Consider the following 15,183-nt stretch of genomic DNA (forward strand, 5'->3'; position numbering starts at 1 on the left):
CAAATTCCCGACACAAACACAACCACCAACAACACACCAAACATCCACTCCAACACGCCACCACCAACCACGCCCCCCACCGACACCAAACACCCCACCCCACATAAGCCCAATATAATCGCATAAATACAATCGTTTAGGTAAGATCAAGAGCGGCGAATCGTCGAACGAGACTCGGATTCGCTCGCCGCAACGATCCGGGCCAAGCTCCCTGCCGTGCGCACGCCCCTGACACGCGCGCCCACACAATCCGCCCGGCGGAGCAATCGGACGCGCCGCTCACATTTTACTGAAATTCATGATTGCGAACTTTTCATATCAGCGAAATTGAGGCATGAGGCGTTCACGCCAAACCACCTCGCACGGGAGAGTCCCAATCAATGTCGCAAAATCTTGAACAGCTGTTGCAGGGCCAGGCCGATGTCGTCGGCTTCCTGCGCAACCAGCAGGTCGGCCCGAACGTCTATCCCGGCGTGCCCGCCGAATATTCCAACTGGCGCGCGGAACAATGGGCCTGGGGCCACACGGCCGTGCTCTACAACCAGTCGTATCACATGGTCGATCTGGCGGTGCGCGGCCCCGATGCGTTCAAGATGCTGGAATATCTGGCGATCAACACCTTCAAGGGCTTCCAGCCCGATCGCGCCAAGCAGTTCGTGCCCTGCACGCCCGATGGCTACGTCATCGGCGACGTGATCCTGTTCTATCTCGACGAGAACGAATTCAACCTTGTCGGCCGCGCGCCGTCGATCGAGTGGGTCGAATATCACGCCGCGAGCGGCAACTGGAATGTGACCGTAGAGCGTGACGAACGCTGGGCGATGCGCACCGACGGCAAGCGCAATTCGTACCGCTTCCAGATCCAGGGCCCCAACGCGATGAAGATCATCGAGAAAGCCACGGGCAAGCCGGCCCCCGAACTGAAGTTCTTCCACATGACCCGCATGACGATCGGCGGCAGGGACGTGCGGGCCCTGCGCCACGGCATGGCGGGACAGCCGGGATTCGAACTGTTCGGCCGCTGGGAAGACTATGCCGCGGTCCACGGCGCGCTGGTTGAAGCAGGCAAGGAATTCGGCATGGCGCTGGTCGGTGGCCGTGCCTATTCGTCGAACACGCTGGAATCGGGCTGGATCCCCTCCCCGCTTCCAGCGATCTACACGGGCGAGGCGCTGAAGCCCTATCGCGAATGGCTCTCCGCCAATTCCTACGAAGGCAAGTGCTCGGTCGGCGGCAGCTATGTGCCCGACAGCATCGAAGGCTATTACACCAACCCCTGGGATCTCGGGTACGGCCCGTTCGTGAAGTTCGACCACGAATTCATCGGCCGCGCCGCGCTCGAGAAGATGGCAGCCGGCCCCAAGCGCACCAAGGTGACGCTGGCGCTCGACAACGAGGACGTGATGCGCGTGCAGTCCTCTGCCCTGAGCAAGGGCGAACGGGCCAAGTTCATGGAATACCCAAGCTCGGTCTACGCCATGCACCCGTTCGACCTGGTGCTGAAGGACGGCAAGACGGCCGGTATCTCGACGTGGATCGGCTACAGCGCCAACGAGGGCAAGTTCCTGACACTGGCCATGATGGAACCCGGCTTCGAAACCCCCGGCACCGAAGTATCGCTGCTGTGGGGCGAACCCGATGGCGGCACCACCAAGCCGACCGTCGAACCCCACGTCCAGACCGAGATCAAGGCGGTCGTCGCCTCGGTGCCGTACTCGGAAGTCGCCCGTGACAGCTATGCCGAAGGCTGGCGCACCCGGAAGTAATTCCGCGCAAGCCCGAAGCGTGAGCGCCGGCCCCTCCCGACGGGGCCGGCGCTCTTTCTTTGCCCGAATTTAGTTTGTAAACCTAACAATTCATGGCATGATCGTTCGCAGAAAAGAAGACGCCCAGGAGAGCAACCGGCATGGCCGCGAACAACACCATCACCTTCTACGATCTTGCCCTTTCGACCGGCGCCACGATCAGCCCGTTCGTCTGGGCGACCAAGTATGCGGTCAAGCACAAGGGCTTCGAACTGGACGTCGTGCCCGGCGGCTTCACCGGCATTCTCGAACGCACCGGCGGCAAGACGGAGCGCCTGCCGGCGATCGTCGATGATGGGGAATGGGTGCTCGATAGCTGGGGCATCGTCGAATACCTTGACGCCAAGTACCCCGACCGCCCCGCCCTGATCCCGCACGAAAGCGTGGCGGCAACGCTCAAGGCGCTCGATCACTGGTTCTGGAACGCCGCGGTCGGGCCATGGATGTTCTGCTTCTGCGCCGATTATCGCAACCTTTCGCTGCCGCAGGACCATGCCTACGTCACGCATTCGCGCGAGAAGATGCTGGGCCGCAAGCTGGAAGAGGTACAGGCCGGGCGCGAGGAGCGGCTGCCCAAAATCTCCGCCGCGCTGGAGCCCTTGCGCGCCGCTCTTGCGCAGCACCCATGGCTCGGCGGCTCCACCCCTAACTATGCCGATTTCCGCATCATGGGCGGTATCCTGTTCACCGCGTCAGTATGCCAGACCCCGGTATTGGCCGAAGACGATCCGCTGCGCGACTGGATCGAGCGCTGCCTCGACCTGTACGGCGGACTGGGCCGCCACCCCGGCCTGTTCCCGCTGTTCGGCCTGAAGCAGCGCGATGGTGATCCCGACCTGTTCAACCGCCAGGCTGGGCAAGGCGGCATCTATAAGCGCAACACCGGGCCGGAATCGACCCGAGCCGAAACGCAGCGAATCACCGAAGGCATGGCTGCAGCCTGAGGCATCGAGCACGATCACACCACCCGGAGGGCGCGAACCATGCCCTCCGTTGTGGCGATCGACGGGCAAGGCACTCACTCTGGCCGTAACCTGTTGCATTGCGTGGCAAGAATTGCACGCCCCGTCGCACCCGGGACTGTCAAAGAGAAACCTTTGCTGCTTTCGCGATTTCGTTCGATCGGTCCCGCCCGTGCGGAGACAGGTCCGGCGGATATGGCATTTGCCTGATTCCGAACGAAATCTGGGGTCGCAGTTGTTGACGTTCTCTCGTGCTTCGCTTGATGCGCCGCTGCTGTTCGCGGCGATCTCCGCCTGCCTTTCCGCGCTTGTTGCGCTGGCGCGATACAGGGAGCCGGTGCGGCTGGCGCCGTCCCGGTTGCGCGACCTGTGCGAACTCTGCGCGCTTGCGGCAGCCGCGCTGACGGCCACCGTACTCCTGGCTGGCCCTGCCCCCTCTTTGTCAGCCACGCCGCTGTTGCTCGCAACCTTCGTCTTCGCGGGCCTGTGCATGGTTTTGCGGATACGGGTGGCCCGCCTGAACAACGCCGGTATCGCCTGGCATGCCGCGCAAATTCTCGCGATGACCGTTGCGACCGGCTGGAGCGCGCTGTTCATCGGCGAAAGCGATTTTCCCGGCTGGTTCCGCATACCCGCCCTGATCGGGCTGGCGCTGGGCACGGTCGTTGCCCTGGCCGCAATGGCTGGCAGCGTCGCGCGTGACGCCGCCATTACGCATGAACGCTGGCGGCGGCCCGTATCGCCTGGCAGCGCATCGGCAAAGGCGGCGCGTGAACCGAAGGTCTCGCTCCATCTGCCCTGCTATTCCGAACCGCCCGCGGTCGTGATGGGGACGATGGATCGCCTGGCGGCGCTTGCCTATGCCAATTTCGAAGTGCTGGTCTGTGACAACAACACGCCGGACGAAGCCCTGTGGCGTCCGCTGGAAGCCCATTGCACTGCGCTCAATCGGCAGCTCGGCCGCACCGTGTTCCGCTTCTTCCACGTCGCCCCCCTGGAAGGTGCGAAAGCCGGCGCGCTCAACTTCTGCCTCGACGTCATGGCGCGCGATACCGAGATCGTTGGCGTGATCGATGCCGATTATCACGCTACACGCGATTTTCTGTCGCGGCTGGTGCCGCATTTCGACGATGCCAATCTGGGCTATATCCAGACTCCCCACGATTATCGCGGGTACGCGGGCAGCCCGTGGCTGACCGCCTGCCATTGGGAATACATGCCGGTGAACAAGGTCGACTGGCGTGGAATCAGCGAATACGGCGGCGCATTCACCATCGGCACGATGTGCCTGCTGCGCGCGCAGGCGCTCAGGGATGCCGGCGGGTGGGCCGAATGGTGCCTTACCGAGGATTCCGAAGTTTCGGTCCGGATGCGGGCCACCGGCTGGCACGGGCTTTACTTCAACGAAACGTTCGGACGGGGACTGATCCCCGAAACCTTCGACGATTACCGCAAGCAGCGGTTCCGCTGGACCGCCGGCCCCGTGCAGCAGTTGCGCCGCCACTGGCGGCTGTTCCTGCCGCACCCCATCGCCGGAGCGCTGCCGGGCTGGTCGAAGCTTCTTGAAGTATTGCGCTGCGTCGCCCCGCTGCAGCGCGTGGGAGCGCTCGTCCTGATGCTGGCGGGCACGGTTTTCATGGGCCTTGCCCAATCAGCCCGCGCCGGCGATCCCGTGGACATCCCCAACGTGGTGTGGGCGCTGATGATCCTTGGCGGGATGACCTGGTGCGCGCGCACGGCGCACCGCTATCGCCTGTCCGGCTGCCATGAACCGCGCGACATGGTGCTGGGCGAAATCGCCCGCGCCTCGCTCACGTGGATCGTGCTGCTCGGCGGCGTCGCCGGGCTTTCCCGCCGCCCGCTGGCCTGGCGCCGCACGCCAAAGTTCGCCGTGTCCGCGTCGCGCCGTTCGCCCTTCGCCGATACGGCGGCGGAATCCGTGCTGGGCGCGCTGTTCCTCGCGCTGACGGTAACGATCCTGGCGATCGACACTGGTTGGGGAAGCGAAACCGAATGGCTGCTGGCGCTGCAGCTTGCCAGCCTGTCCGCCGCGTTCCTGTGCGCCCCGGTCATGTCATGGCTGGCGCAGCGGCACGCCCGGCAGGCTTCGCGCGCCAATCACAAGCAAACGACCCACAAACCGGCCGGAAGCCTGCACATCGGACCGGTTTCCGCGCCCGTTCCGACTACGCTTCCCTGATCGCGTCCGCGCTGCGCTGGAGCAGGATCCTGATCCGCTGTTCCAGCGCGGGGTCGAACCGGACCGCGGGCACCGCCACGCTGAACACGCCGATCTGCCGGTCGCCCAGCCTGACCGGCACAGCCACCCCGCAAATACCAAGCGTGGCCCGCTCGCGCGCGGTGCAGAAGCCGTTTTGCCGGATCTCCGCGATATCGGCGCGCAGATCGGCCTCCGCAACGCGTGTTTTCGGCGTCAGTTGTTCCCGTGCGCTTCGGGCGAAATAGTCCGCCAGTTCCGCCTCGGACATTCCCGCCAGCAGGACCAGCCCGCCGGCCAGCCCGTGCAGCGGCTTGCGCGTGCCGGGATCGATCGCATAGCGCAGCGCCTGATCGCTGGCTTCGGTCACCAGCGCCTCGGCATCCCAGCCGGCGCGGATCATGAACGACGAGGTCTCGTTCAACTCGCTGCGCAAGGCGCGCACCAGCGGTGCCACGCGCTCCTCCAGCGAGAGCGAAGACACGGGCGCACGCAACCGCTCCAGCCCCGGCCCCGGCAGGTAGCGCCGCCCTTGCCGGGCCAGGTATTCCCGCTCGGCCAGCGTCGCCAGCAGATAGGACAGGCTGCTGACGGGAATCCCCAGCGCCGCCGCGATCTCCTGCGCGATCACGCCCTGCGGATGCGCCACGACGAACTCGATCACATCGAGCGTGCGCATCGCGGACTTGACCGGGGCGGCAGCGCCCGCCTGGCTGGCGCTCATCTCCTTACCCCTTGAACGTCAGCGATCCGCGCCGCTCGGCGAAACGCCATCCGGCGGCGGTCAGGCAAAAGCGATCATGAAACGAACCGACCAGTGGCGGCCCATCCCCCGTAAACAGCAGCATCGCCGAGGTGCCCCGCGCGGTAGCCGGTCCTTCGACATCGATCACCACGTTGGAGCAGACGTGCCGCGTGGTGCGCGGCGGGCGGGCCTTGAACGCGGCGAGGATCGCCTCGCGCCCCACGACCGGCTGGTCCGGCGCGGTCGGGCGGAACATCACGCCATCCTCGGCATAGAGCGCGGCCACCTCGTCCCAGCGCGCCTCGTCGTTGAGGTTGGCGTAAAGCGCGATCAGGCGGGCGCAATCGTGCTCGACGGCCCGGCGATCATCGGGGTTCATACCTTGCTCCCTGTTCGCCGTCAGAGACGGCCGGCTCACATACGGGCCGCCGCGATATCCGCACCTTCGCGCAGCGACCGAAGCTTGCGCCATGTCACGATCGGATCGATCTTGCCATAACCGGCAAACGTGCCGAAGCCGCAATCGGTGCTGGCGACAACGCGTTCCGGGCCGACGAATTCGGCAAAGCGTTCGATCCGCTGGGCGATCAGCTCGGGATGCTCGATATAGTTGGAGCAGGTGTCGATCAGGCCGGGCGCCAGCACCTTCCAGTCGGGCAGCCGCGCGTCCTTCCACACCTTCCATTCGTGTTCGTGGCGCGGGTTGGCGGCCTCGAACAGCACCGTGGCGGGGCGCGCCTTCAGCACGATGTCGATGACCTTCTCCAGCGCGATGTCGTGATCGTGCGGGCCTTCGTAGTTGCCCCAGCACACGTGCATCCGCATCTTTTCGGGCGGGATATTGGCCGTGGCGGCATTCAGCGCCTCGACGTTCGCCGCCGCAACCTTGAGGAAGTCCTCCTCCGCCATGTCCTGGTAGCCGGTGTGGCGCGACATCGCGAGGTCCGGGCAGTCGAGCTGAAGGTAGAACCCTTCGCGCACGATCGTCTCGTATTCCTCGCGCATCGCGTCCGCCAGGTCGGCCAGATAGGCCTCGTGGCTCGGATAGTGGCGGTTAACCTGGAACGCGGTGATCAGCCCCGGCGAGGCGGCGTTCATGAAGGCTTCGGTATCGGGTGCGCCATGCTTGGCCAGCGCCGCCTTGAAGCGGCGGATATCCTCGTGCAGCGGATCGAGCGTGACCAGCTTCACCGGTCCGATGCACGAAGCCCGCACGAATTCCTGGCTGCCCATGATCGCCGACAGCTTTCTCGCAAGGTTCGGCACTTCGGCGAGGTCCGCCGCGGGCTTACGATCGATATGGCCGCCAAAGCCGGACAGCCGCTCAATCATGTAGGTCGAATAGCCGACCTTCCCCAGTTCGCCATCGCTGACCACGGACACGCCCGCTTCGACCTGCGCCTGCACCGCTGCATCGACCGCGGCCGAAACCTTGGCATCGAACTCGGCCGCGTCGTAAGGCTGGCCGCCATCGCGCGCCAGCAGCAGCGGCGTCAGTTCATCGCCGCGCGGCAGGCTTCCGACGTGCGTGGTCTTGATCTTGGCCATGCGGCTCTCCCAGTGTTCGATCAGTTCATATTCGTGAAAACTTCATAGCAAGGAACAGACGCGACGCAAGCGGCCTACGGCGCGATCACCGCCCGGATCGCGCGCGCGGCATCGGCCAGCGCCGGAGCCTCCGGCAGATCGGGTTCGTCGAAGATCAGTTCGATCGCGGCATATCCCAGATCCACGCAAAGCCGCGCCCGCGCCTCGGTAGACTGCGGGTCCTGCCGGGGGTCGAGCGCGAGCACGCGCTCCGCCAGCGCGCGCGCCACGGCACGGTGCGAGGCGATGCGGATCGGCGCGAGTTGCGGCACCGCCCGCAGCATCCGCATGATCCACGCCCCGCCCGGCGTGGCGCGGGTCAGGGTGACATGCGCCTCCAGCACGGCGGCGATGGCCGCTTCGTCCTGTTCCGGGTCCAGCACCACCAGCGCATTCTGCGCCACCATCAGCCGCTCCCCCAAGGCCGCCAACAGCGCGTACTTGTCCGGGAAGTAATGGTAGAGCGTCGGCGGACTGACCCCGGCGCGCGCCGCCACCAGGTTGGTGGAAATGCGCTCCACCCCCACTTCTTCCAGCAGACTTCCAGCGGCATCGAGCAGGCGGTTCCACGTGGCTTGCGCCCGCTTTTGCACCGGTTTTCGCCCCGACATCGCAAAGGGGATTTCGCCTTCTTCGGTCACGTTCCGATGCTCCTTGACAGAAATATAGCTATAACTAGATTTCGCGCCCGTTGGGAAGGGACATCATGGTGCGACTCGGACAGCATCCGGCTCAGGGCATGTTCGCGGCGGCATTGCTGGCGCCGGCCCTGCTTGCTCTGGCTGGCTGCGGCCATTCCGCACCGCCGGCAAAGCCGCTGACCGAGGCGCAAAGCGCCGCGTTGACGCCGGCCGATCCGCATCTCGCCGAACTCTATGGCGCATCGTGCAAGGCCTGCCACACCGTCCGCGCCTCCACCGCTCCGCTCACCGGCGACCGCACCCTGTGGGATGCCCGCTGGAGCAAGGGGCCGGACGCGCTGCTTGCCAGCGCCATCCAGGGCAAGGGCGCGATGCCCGCCGGTGGCCAGTGCCTTGCCTGCACGCCCGACGATCTCAAGGCGCTGATCCGGTTCATGGCCGGCCGCGAAAAGGAATAGGAACCATGGCATTGCTCACGCGCAGGAAAGCCATTCTGGGGACTGTGGGCGTACTGGGAGCCACGGCGGGCGGCCTGACCGCCCGGCGCGCCTGGCTCGATCGCGAACCGGTCCCCCCGCCCGCGCTCGACGGATCGGGCCGCGTGCTCTGGACCAACTGGTGCGGCCTGGAACATGCCTATCCGGAGCGCCGCCTCGCCCCCGCCAGCGAAGCCGAACTGGCGCAGGCTCTGCCCGCCGCCCCCGCCCCGATCCGGCCGGTCGGCGCCGGGCACAGCTTCACCGCGCTGGTGCCCACGTCGGGCACGATGCTCTCGCTCGACCGCATGGCCGGGCTGGCCGGGCATGACGCCGCCACGCATTCGGCCCGCGTCCTGGCGGGAACGCGGCTGGCCGCGCTCGGCCCCGCGCTGGCCGCGATCGGGCAGGAGATGCCCAACCTGCCGGACATCAACAAGCAATCGCTGGCCGGCGCGCTCGCCACCGGCACGCATGGTACCGGCAAGGGGCTGACCGCGATTCACGGCGGCGTTACCGCGCTGCGGCTGGTCACCCCCGATGGCACGGTGATCGAAGCCGCGCCCGATCACGAACCCGAGGTGTTCCACGCCGCGCGCGTGGGCCTCGGCGCGTTCGGCGTGCTGACCGAAGTGACCCTGCGCAACCAACCGCTGACGCGCGTGCGCAAGGAAGTGCGGATCGTCGATACCGAGGAACTGCTCGGCCAGTGGCCCGCGCTCGCCACGCGCCATCGCAATGCCGAATTCCTGATCCTTCCCTTCACCGGCAAGGCCGCGCTGATCACGCACGATGTCACGACCGAGCCGGTCCGCCCGCGCGGCCCCGATCGCGATACCGACGTGCTGATGCAGCTGAAGCTGCTGCGCGACGTGTTCGAATTCACGCCCGGCGTGCGCAAGCGTGTCGCCGCGCATTTCCTGAACGACGAACCGCCCGAAGTGGCTATCGACCAGGGCTGGAAGCTCCTGTCGAACGAACGCCCCGTGCGCTTCAAGGAAATGGAATACCACGTTCCCATCGAACGGCAGGTGGAGGCCCTGCGCGAAGTGGTCCTGCGCATCGAAAGCCAGGCGCACGACGTGTTCGTGCCGATCGAGGCGCGTATCATCGCGCCGGACGACGCCTGGCTCTCCCCGTTCTACCAGCGCGAAAGCGGCTCGATCGCGGTCCACGCCTATTACAAGGACAGCCACCAGTTCATGTTCGACCTGATCGAACCGGTGCTGCGCGAGGCGGGCGGGCGACCGCACTGGGGCAAGCTCCATTCGCTGTCGCGCCAGGAACTCCAGCCGCTCTATCCGATGTTCGCGCAAGCCGACGCGGTACGCCGCCGGCTCGATCCGCAGGACCGAATGCTCAACCCCTTCCTGCACAGGATCTTCGATGCCGCCTGAACGCAAGACATCCTCGCGCCGCGCCGTGCTGGCGGGCGGCGGTGCCATCGCCGTCGCCGGGCTCGGCGTCCTTGCCCTGCGCCCGGCGGAGACCGGCGGCGGACACGATGCCTATTTTGCCGCGCTGGCCGCCGCGCTGCGCCGCGCCGGGCTGATGCATCCCGTGCTGGTGATCGACCGGCAGCGGCTGGACGCGAACGTACGAGCCATCCGCGCCTCGGTCGATAGTGCGAAACTGCCGCTGCGCGTGGTAGTCAAGTCGCTGCCCGCCCCCCGCCTCATCGAACACGTGCTGAACGGCATGGGCAGCCGGCGGATGATGGTGTTCAGCGCCGAGATGCTGCTGCAATTGCTACCCCTTTACGCCGATGCCGACATGCTGATGGGCAAGCCCCTGCCCGCCGCCGAATTCGCCCGCGTGATCGACAAGGCCGGGCCGCAGGCCGCCGCCCGCCCGCAATGGCTGATCGACACGCCGCAGCGGCTTTCCGAATACGCCGCGATCGCCAAAGCGCATGGCGTCCCGTTGCAGGCGAGCTTCGAACTCGATGTCGGCCTGCACCGGGGCGGATTTCCCGACGCCACGGCCCTAGCCCCCGCGCTCGCCTTCGCGCGCGACAACAGCGTGCGCATCGCCGGGCTGATGGGTTACGACCCCCATGTTCCCAAGATGCCGCTTCCCGATCGCGCCTATGCCGCCTCGCAGGCCGCCTACCGCGCCGCCATTGACGCCGTGCGCCACGTCGTCGGCAATGCAGCGCCGCTGACGCTGAACGGAGCGGGAAGCCCCACGTTCCGCCGCCATTGCAAGGGCACCGTGGCCAACGAGGTTTCGGTCGGGTCCGCCTTCGTCAAGCCGGGCACGTTCGACTATTCCGATCTCGCCGATCTGGCACCGGCGGCTTTCATCGCCTCTCCCGTCATCAAGGCGGTGGAAGACATGCGCCTGCCGGGCGTGGAGCCGCTGTCCGGCCTGATGCACTGGTTCGATCGCAACAGCCAGCGCGGCTTCTTCATGCATGGCGGCCACTGGCTGGCCCAGCCGGTTTCGCCGCCGGGCCTGTCCTATTCCGGCCTGTTCGGGCGGTCGTCCAACCAGGAACTCCTGCTCGGCTCGACCCGGACGAACCTGCGCCCGGACGACCACGTCTTCCTGCGCCCGGACCAAAGCGAAGCGCTGTTCCTCCAGTTCGGGGACATCGCCGTGTTCGACGGGCACACGATCACGGAGACATGGCCCACGCTGCCGATCAGCGCCTAGAGCAGCGCGTTCAGGCGATCAGGCGATCAGGCGACCAGGCGATCGAGGAACCAGTAGCTGGCGGTAATGCCGATCGCGTAAGTCGCGACAAGCGTCGCCGGGCGCAGCGCTTGCGGGGTGAAGCGCCGCAACAGCCCGATCGCGGCGAGGCAGACCGCCACGATCACCAGTTGCCCGGTCTCCACGCCCAGATTGAACGTCAGCAGCGCCATCGGCACATCGGTTTCCGGCAAGCCGATCTCGCGCAGTGCGCCGGCAAAGCCGAAGCCGTGCAGCAGTCCGAACAGGAAGGCCACCACCCACGGCACGCGTTCGGACAGGCGCGGCGCGCCATCGCGGCGTTTCACGATCTCCACCGCCAGGAACACGATCGACAGCGCAATCAGCGCTTCCACCGGCGCCTGCGCCAGCCCGAACAGCCCCAGCGTGGTGCCGGCAAGGGTAATCGAATGCGCCACCGTGAATGCCGTGGCGGCACGCACCACGGTCCACAGATGGCCCAGCAGCAGCACCAGCGAGACCACGAACAGCAGGTGGTCGTATCCCGTCAGGATATGTTCGACCCCCAGCACGAAATAGGTCCGCGCCACCTGCCAGCGCCCCGGCTTCGCCACCACTTCCACCATCGGCTGCGCGGTGGTGAGCCGCTCGGCCTGAACCGGCCGCCCCAGCGGCGCCACCCGCAGCAGCGCGTCGGTGAACGTGGTCTCCATACCGGAAAGGCCCACTTTCTGCCCTTCCAGCGATCCCCGGCAGGTAACGTCGCCGGTCGAGATCACCGAGCCGCTGTCCAGCCGGCTTTCGCGCGGAGCGATGGCGCAGAACGCCGGCAGCGCGGGCCGTGCCCGCGTGGCCAGCCCGCCAAGGATCGGCGCTTTCCACACCAGCTTCCAGTGCGCCGCGTCCTGCTGCGTCAGTTCCAGATAGCCCGGCCGCAATTCGTCGGCGCGCGCCGGTGCGCCGATCGCACACAGCATCGCGAGCACGAGCAGGACAAGGCCACGCACCGTGTTCACTTGGGCTGCTCGATCACCACGTCATAGCCGTCGACGATCTTGCGATAGGCCTCTTCCTCCGCCTTGCGCACGTTGGCCTCGTGCCAGTCGTTGGCAAGCTGCTGGCGGGCTTCATCCACCGTCGGCGGCCTGGCCGCGATCACCGCGTCGACGCGCACCAGGTGCAGGCCAAGGCCCGAGGTGACCGGCCCGGTCCATTCGCCACGCGGCAGTTTGCGCAGCGCCAGCGCGAATGCATCGCCGAACGTGGCACCGATGGAATCCGCGTCCGCCGCCTCATAGCGCGGGTTGATCGGCGCCGCCTGGGCAAAGCGCGTGGCATCCCCGCCCTGTCGCAGCGCCACCAGCGCATCGCGCGCGGCCGCGCGGGCGGCGGGGCTGTCCGCCCCCAGATAGAGCTGCGCGAACGTCACCTTCGGTTCGCGCGCATAGCGGCCGGGGTCCTTGTCGAGCAACTTCTGCAGATCGGCGTCGGACGGCGTCGCCGCTTCGGCGTCGTTGGTGGCAATGGCAATCATCTTGTTGCGCATCCGGCGCACCACGATCTCGTCATCCTTGTCCAGCCCCAGCCGCAGCGCCTCGCGGTAATAGACCTGTTCGTGGACATAGTCGCTGATCAGCCCGTCCATTTCCTGCGGCGTGGGCTGGCGGTGGAAGCTTTCGGTAAAGCGGTTGAGCAGGCGCGAGACGACCTCCGCGTTCACCACGATGCGCCGTTCGCCCGCGTCGGGCGCGCGGCCGGACAGCAGGGCGAAGACCAGCGCCCCCGCGAGCATGAAATGCACCAGTGGTTCGCGCAGCAGGGAAGCCGCGCGGGATCGCAGGGTCATGTCCGGGCACCGTTACGAAGGAGTGTACCAGATGGCCGAGGTATAGGCGCGCTCCTGCTGCTTGCGCGGGATGTCCGGCGTCAGGGTGAGGTGATACTTCACCGCGTCATAGCTGACCCAGTTCGGCGTCGGGATTTCCAGCACGCGCACATAGTAGAACGCGCGCATCGCCGGATCGAACTCCGGATCGGTCCACACGCTGGCCAGCGAAGGCGCGCCGATCGAATTGGCATAGGTCGCCCGCGTCAGGTCCACGGTATCGCCCACCGCCGGCACCTTGCCGCCCGCAGGCTTGCGCTTCGCCATATCGCTCCACACGACATCGAAGACCTTCTCGTGCGATTTGCCGCCCTTGTCGACCCAGCCCTTGACGATCTGGACGCGATCGAGATTGGCGCCGACCGGGTCTTTCAGCGCGGAAACGATGAAGCTCGGCGCGCCCGCGCCCTTGTGCCCGGAAAGATCGCTGCCCATCGGCACGCCGCGACGATAGCCGGCGTGGACCCAGTCGCCCCTGAGATCGTCTCCCTTGAAGTCCCAGCCGCCGAAGAAGCGCACGGTCATGCGCGGCCCGGTGGTGCCATAGACCTCGCGGCGCTGGATCGCGTCGAAGATCGCGGTGCGCGTGTTGGCGCGCGCCCATACGGCGGCATAGCCGCTCGCCAGCGATTGCCAGTTCATGCGGCCGCTGTTGATGCCGGGCACGAAGCCGTCGGTCGAGCGCGTCGGGCTCGGCTCGACGCCGGGGTGCTTGCCCCAGAAGTTGTTGTCGTCCGCCGTGGACAGCGAATTGTGCGAATCCGTGGAGCCGATAACGCCGAACTTGTAGGGATTCACTCCGATCGTCTGCTCCAGAATCAGGCCGCGCTTCAACGCCTCGCGCACATAGCTGCCCGCCAGATCCCCCGGCTTGGTCGGTTGCGAATTGAGCAGGTTGTTGAGGTCCCAACCGGCCGTGCCGTAACCCGCGAATTCATCGTTCGGCGAAAGGAACGGATGGGCTTCGCTGTCTCCCTTGATCTGGGTGATTTCCACCACCGGCTCGTGCGCGGCACGGCGGCGGGCCTGCGCCGCCGTCATCGGGCCACCGCTGGGATCGGTCATCATGAACATCAGGCCGTTGGACAGGTTGGCGTTGTGCGGGATCGCCAGCACCTTGCCCCCGGTGCTCTTCTCGTAGCCGTCCATGTAATCCCACAGCTTGTCCGGCCACAGTTCGTTGCTGGGATCGAGCGGCATGATCTTGGCGACGCGATCCTTGTTGTCGCGGAAGATCACGTTGCGGTGCAGGTTGTTGCCCCCCTGCATCAGCGTGTATTCGAAGCCGAAGAAGGCGGTGAACTTGCCGGGTTCGTTGTAGCGATCGACGGTATCGAGGTGATCGTTCCAGATCTTGCGCGTGCGCTCCTCGGCCTTGGCGGGATCGTTGAGGCCGGCCGGCAACTTGTTCTGCGACCGCGCCTGAAGCATCTCGCCGGTCGCCTGCAACGAACCCTTCGGCCCCTGGTGCATCAGATCATACCAGCGGCGCAGCGTGGGATCAGTGATCAGCAGGCGCGGGGCGTCATACAGCGCCTTGGTCGCGCCCAGCCCCTCGGCGTGATCGGCGATCACCAGGAAGTCCAGCGGACGGGCAAGCTTGGCCTTCTGTCCGGTGCTCGACGTCACTTCCTCGCCGCGCGCGAAGCGCAGCGCCTCTTCCGGCCCCAACCGGTTGCCGAAGCCGAAGGCATCGACCGAATTGGCGGTGTGAAGATGGGTGTCGCCCCAGAACACGCGCTCAGGAAACTCGGTTTCCACCACCTTGATTTCGGACTTGCCGGAAACCGCCTGCTTGATCTTGTCGCACCCCGACAAGGAAAAGGCACTGCCCAGCAAAAGTGCCGCGATGATCGCCTTGCGCCGCATGATCTCTCTCCCGTTTCCCGCGTCGATCCCACTGTCACGGGTCGTTTTTTGAAACCCGAAGATGCCACACGCGGATCGATGGTCAATACGTCCGCGTCAGGAATCGGCACTTTTTATGCCAAAACTTTTCAACTGTCACGCCCGCTTCGTGCAGGACCGGTTCAGGCACGCAGGCCCACTTGAGTAGTAATGACACCACGGTTTTTGGAATGTAAGGCGCAGGGATGTCGTTAGAACGAGATCGTCCCTTGCTGGAGGGAGTAGAATCGCCATCGGATTTTCGGGGCTGGCCGTTGCCGCGTTTGCGGGCATTGGCGGACGAGGTCCGGGCGGAGAT

Annotated in this window: 14 protein-coding genes; 6 read left to right on the forward strand and 8 right to left on the reverse strand. The window is 66.1% G+C overall.

Translation table 11 applies throughout. From position 1 onward, the window contains the following. Nucleotides 1-380: 380 nt before the first annotated feature. The 3 genes from EH199_RS22345 to EH199_RS22355 all read left to right on the forward strand — a co-directional run bounded on the left by EH199_RS22345 (nt 381) and on the right by EH199_RS22355 (nt 4,967). The gene (locus EH199_RS22345; RefSeq protein WP_124811282.1) at nt 381-1,766 is read left to right on the forward strand and encodes an aminomethyltransferase family protein; all 1,386 of its coding nucleotides are present in this window, start codon (nt 381-383) and stop codon (nt 1,764-1,766) included. A 140-nt stretch (nt 1,767-1,906) separates the two neighbouring features. After that, nucleotides 1,907-2,749 (forward strand): beta-etherase, encoded by an 843-nt coding sequence (locus tag EH199_RS22350; protein WP_124811283.1) that lies wholly within the window; start codon nt 1,907-1,909, stop codon nt 2,747-2,749. 256 nt (nt 2,750-3,005) lie between these two features. Next, a complete protein-coding gene (locus EH199_RS22355) occupies nt 3,006-4,967 on the forward strand; it encodes a glycosyltransferase family 2 protein (protein ID WP_190287393.1) in 1,962 nt (653 codons plus the stop codon). On the opposite strand, the gene EH199_RS22360 is transcribed toward EH199_RS22355, so the two are convergent. From EH199_RS22360 to EH199_RS22375, 4 genes are all read right to left on the reverse strand, one after another. Further along, nucleotides 4,954-5,709, reverse strand: coding sequence for an IclR family transcriptional regulator (locus EH199_RS22360; RefSeq protein ID WP_124811285.1), 756 nt, complete (start codon nt 5,707-5,709; stop codon nt 4,954-4,956). The genes EH199_RS22355 and EH199_RS22360 overlap by 14 nt on opposite strands. Before the next feature lie 4 nt (nt 5,710-5,713). Continuing rightward, nucleotides 5,714-6,109 (reverse strand): nuclear transport factor 2 family protein, encoded by a 396-nt coding sequence (locus EH199_RS22365; RefSeq protein WP_124811286.1) that lies wholly within the window; start codon nt 6,107-6,109, stop codon nt 5,714-5,716. Between the two features lie 35 nt (nt 6,110-6,144). Further along, nucleotides 6,145-7,278: a cobalamin-independent methionine synthase II family protein gene (locus EH199_RS22370; RefSeq protein WP_124811287.1), complete on the reverse strand. Its 1,134-nt coding sequence runs from the start codon at nt 7,276-7,278 to the stop codon at nt 6,145-6,147. Between the two features lie 74 nt (nt 7,279-7,352). After that, nucleotides 7,353-7,958 carry a TetR/AcrR family transcriptional regulator gene (locus tag EH199_RS22375; RefSeq protein ID WP_124811288.1) on the reverse strand — a complete coding sequence of 202 codons (606 nt, stop codon included), beginning with the start codon at nt 7,956-7,958 and terminating at the stop codon, nt 7,353-7,355. A 65-nt stretch (nt 7,959-8,023) separates the two neighbouring features. Between EH199_RS22375 and EH199_RS22380 the strand changes: the two genes are divergently transcribed. Genes EH199_RS22380 through EH199_RS22390 form a run of 3 tightly spaced genes read left to right on the forward strand, consistent with a single transcriptional unit; the run spans nt 8,024 to nt 11,092 of the window. After that, complete coding sequence (locus EH199_RS22380) at nt 8,024-8,416, forward strand: cytochrome c5 family protein (RefSeq protein WP_223806858.1); 393 nt, start codon at nt 8,024-8,026, stop codon at nt 8,414-8,416. A gap of 5 nt (nt 8,417-8,421) precedes the next feature. Next, complete coding sequence (locus EH199_RS22385) at nt 8,422-9,831, forward strand: D-arabinono-1,4-lactone oxidase (protein ID WP_223806859.1); 1,410 nt, start codon at nt 8,422-8,424, stop codon at nt 9,829-9,831. Next, nucleotides 9,821-11,092 carry an alanine racemase gene (locus tag EH199_RS22390; RefSeq protein ID WP_124811289.1) on the forward strand — a complete coding sequence of 424 codons (1,272 nt, stop codon included), beginning with the start codon at nt 9,821-9,823 and terminating at the stop codon, nt 11,090-11,092. Before EH199_RS22385 ends, EH199_RS22390 begins: the two co-directional genes overlap by 11 nt. Nucleotides 11,093-11,118: 26 nt before the next feature. Here the strand turns inward: EH199_RS22390 and EH199_RS22395 are convergent, their stop codons facing one another. The 4 genes from EH199_RS22395 to EH199_RS24845 form a co-directional block, all read right to left on the reverse strand. Further along, nucleotides 11,119-12,108, reverse strand: coding sequence for a HupE/UreJ family protein (locus EH199_RS22395; RefSeq protein ID WP_223806860.1), 990 nt, complete (start codon nt 12,106-12,108; stop codon nt 11,119-11,121). Continuing rightward, the gene (locus EH199_RS22400) at nt 12,105-12,938 is read right to left on the reverse strand and encodes a peptidyl-prolyl cis-trans isomerase (RefSeq protein ID WP_124811290.1); all 834 of its coding nucleotides are present in this window, start codon (nt 12,936-12,938) and stop codon (nt 12,105-12,107) included. The genes EH199_RS22395 and EH199_RS22400 overlap by 4 nt, the downstream gene beginning before the upstream one ends. 12 nt (nt 12,939-12,950) lie before the next feature. After that, complete coding sequence (locus EH199_RS22405; RefSeq protein ID WP_124811291.1) at nt 12,951-14,846, reverse strand: DUF3604 domain-containing protein; 1,896 nt, start codon at nt 14,844-14,846, stop codon at nt 12,951-12,953. 82 nt (nt 14,847-14,928) lie between these two features. Next, on the reverse strand, nt 14,929-15,183 hold a 255-nt coding region (locus tag EH199_RS24845; RefSeq protein ID WP_223806861.1), incomplete at its 5' end, for a hypothetical protein.

Source organism: Novosphingobium sp. LASN5T, assembly GCF_003856955.1.
Classification (GTDB): domain Bacteria; phylum Pseudomonadota; class Alphaproteobacteria; order Sphingomonadales; family Sphingomonadaceae; genus Novosphingobium.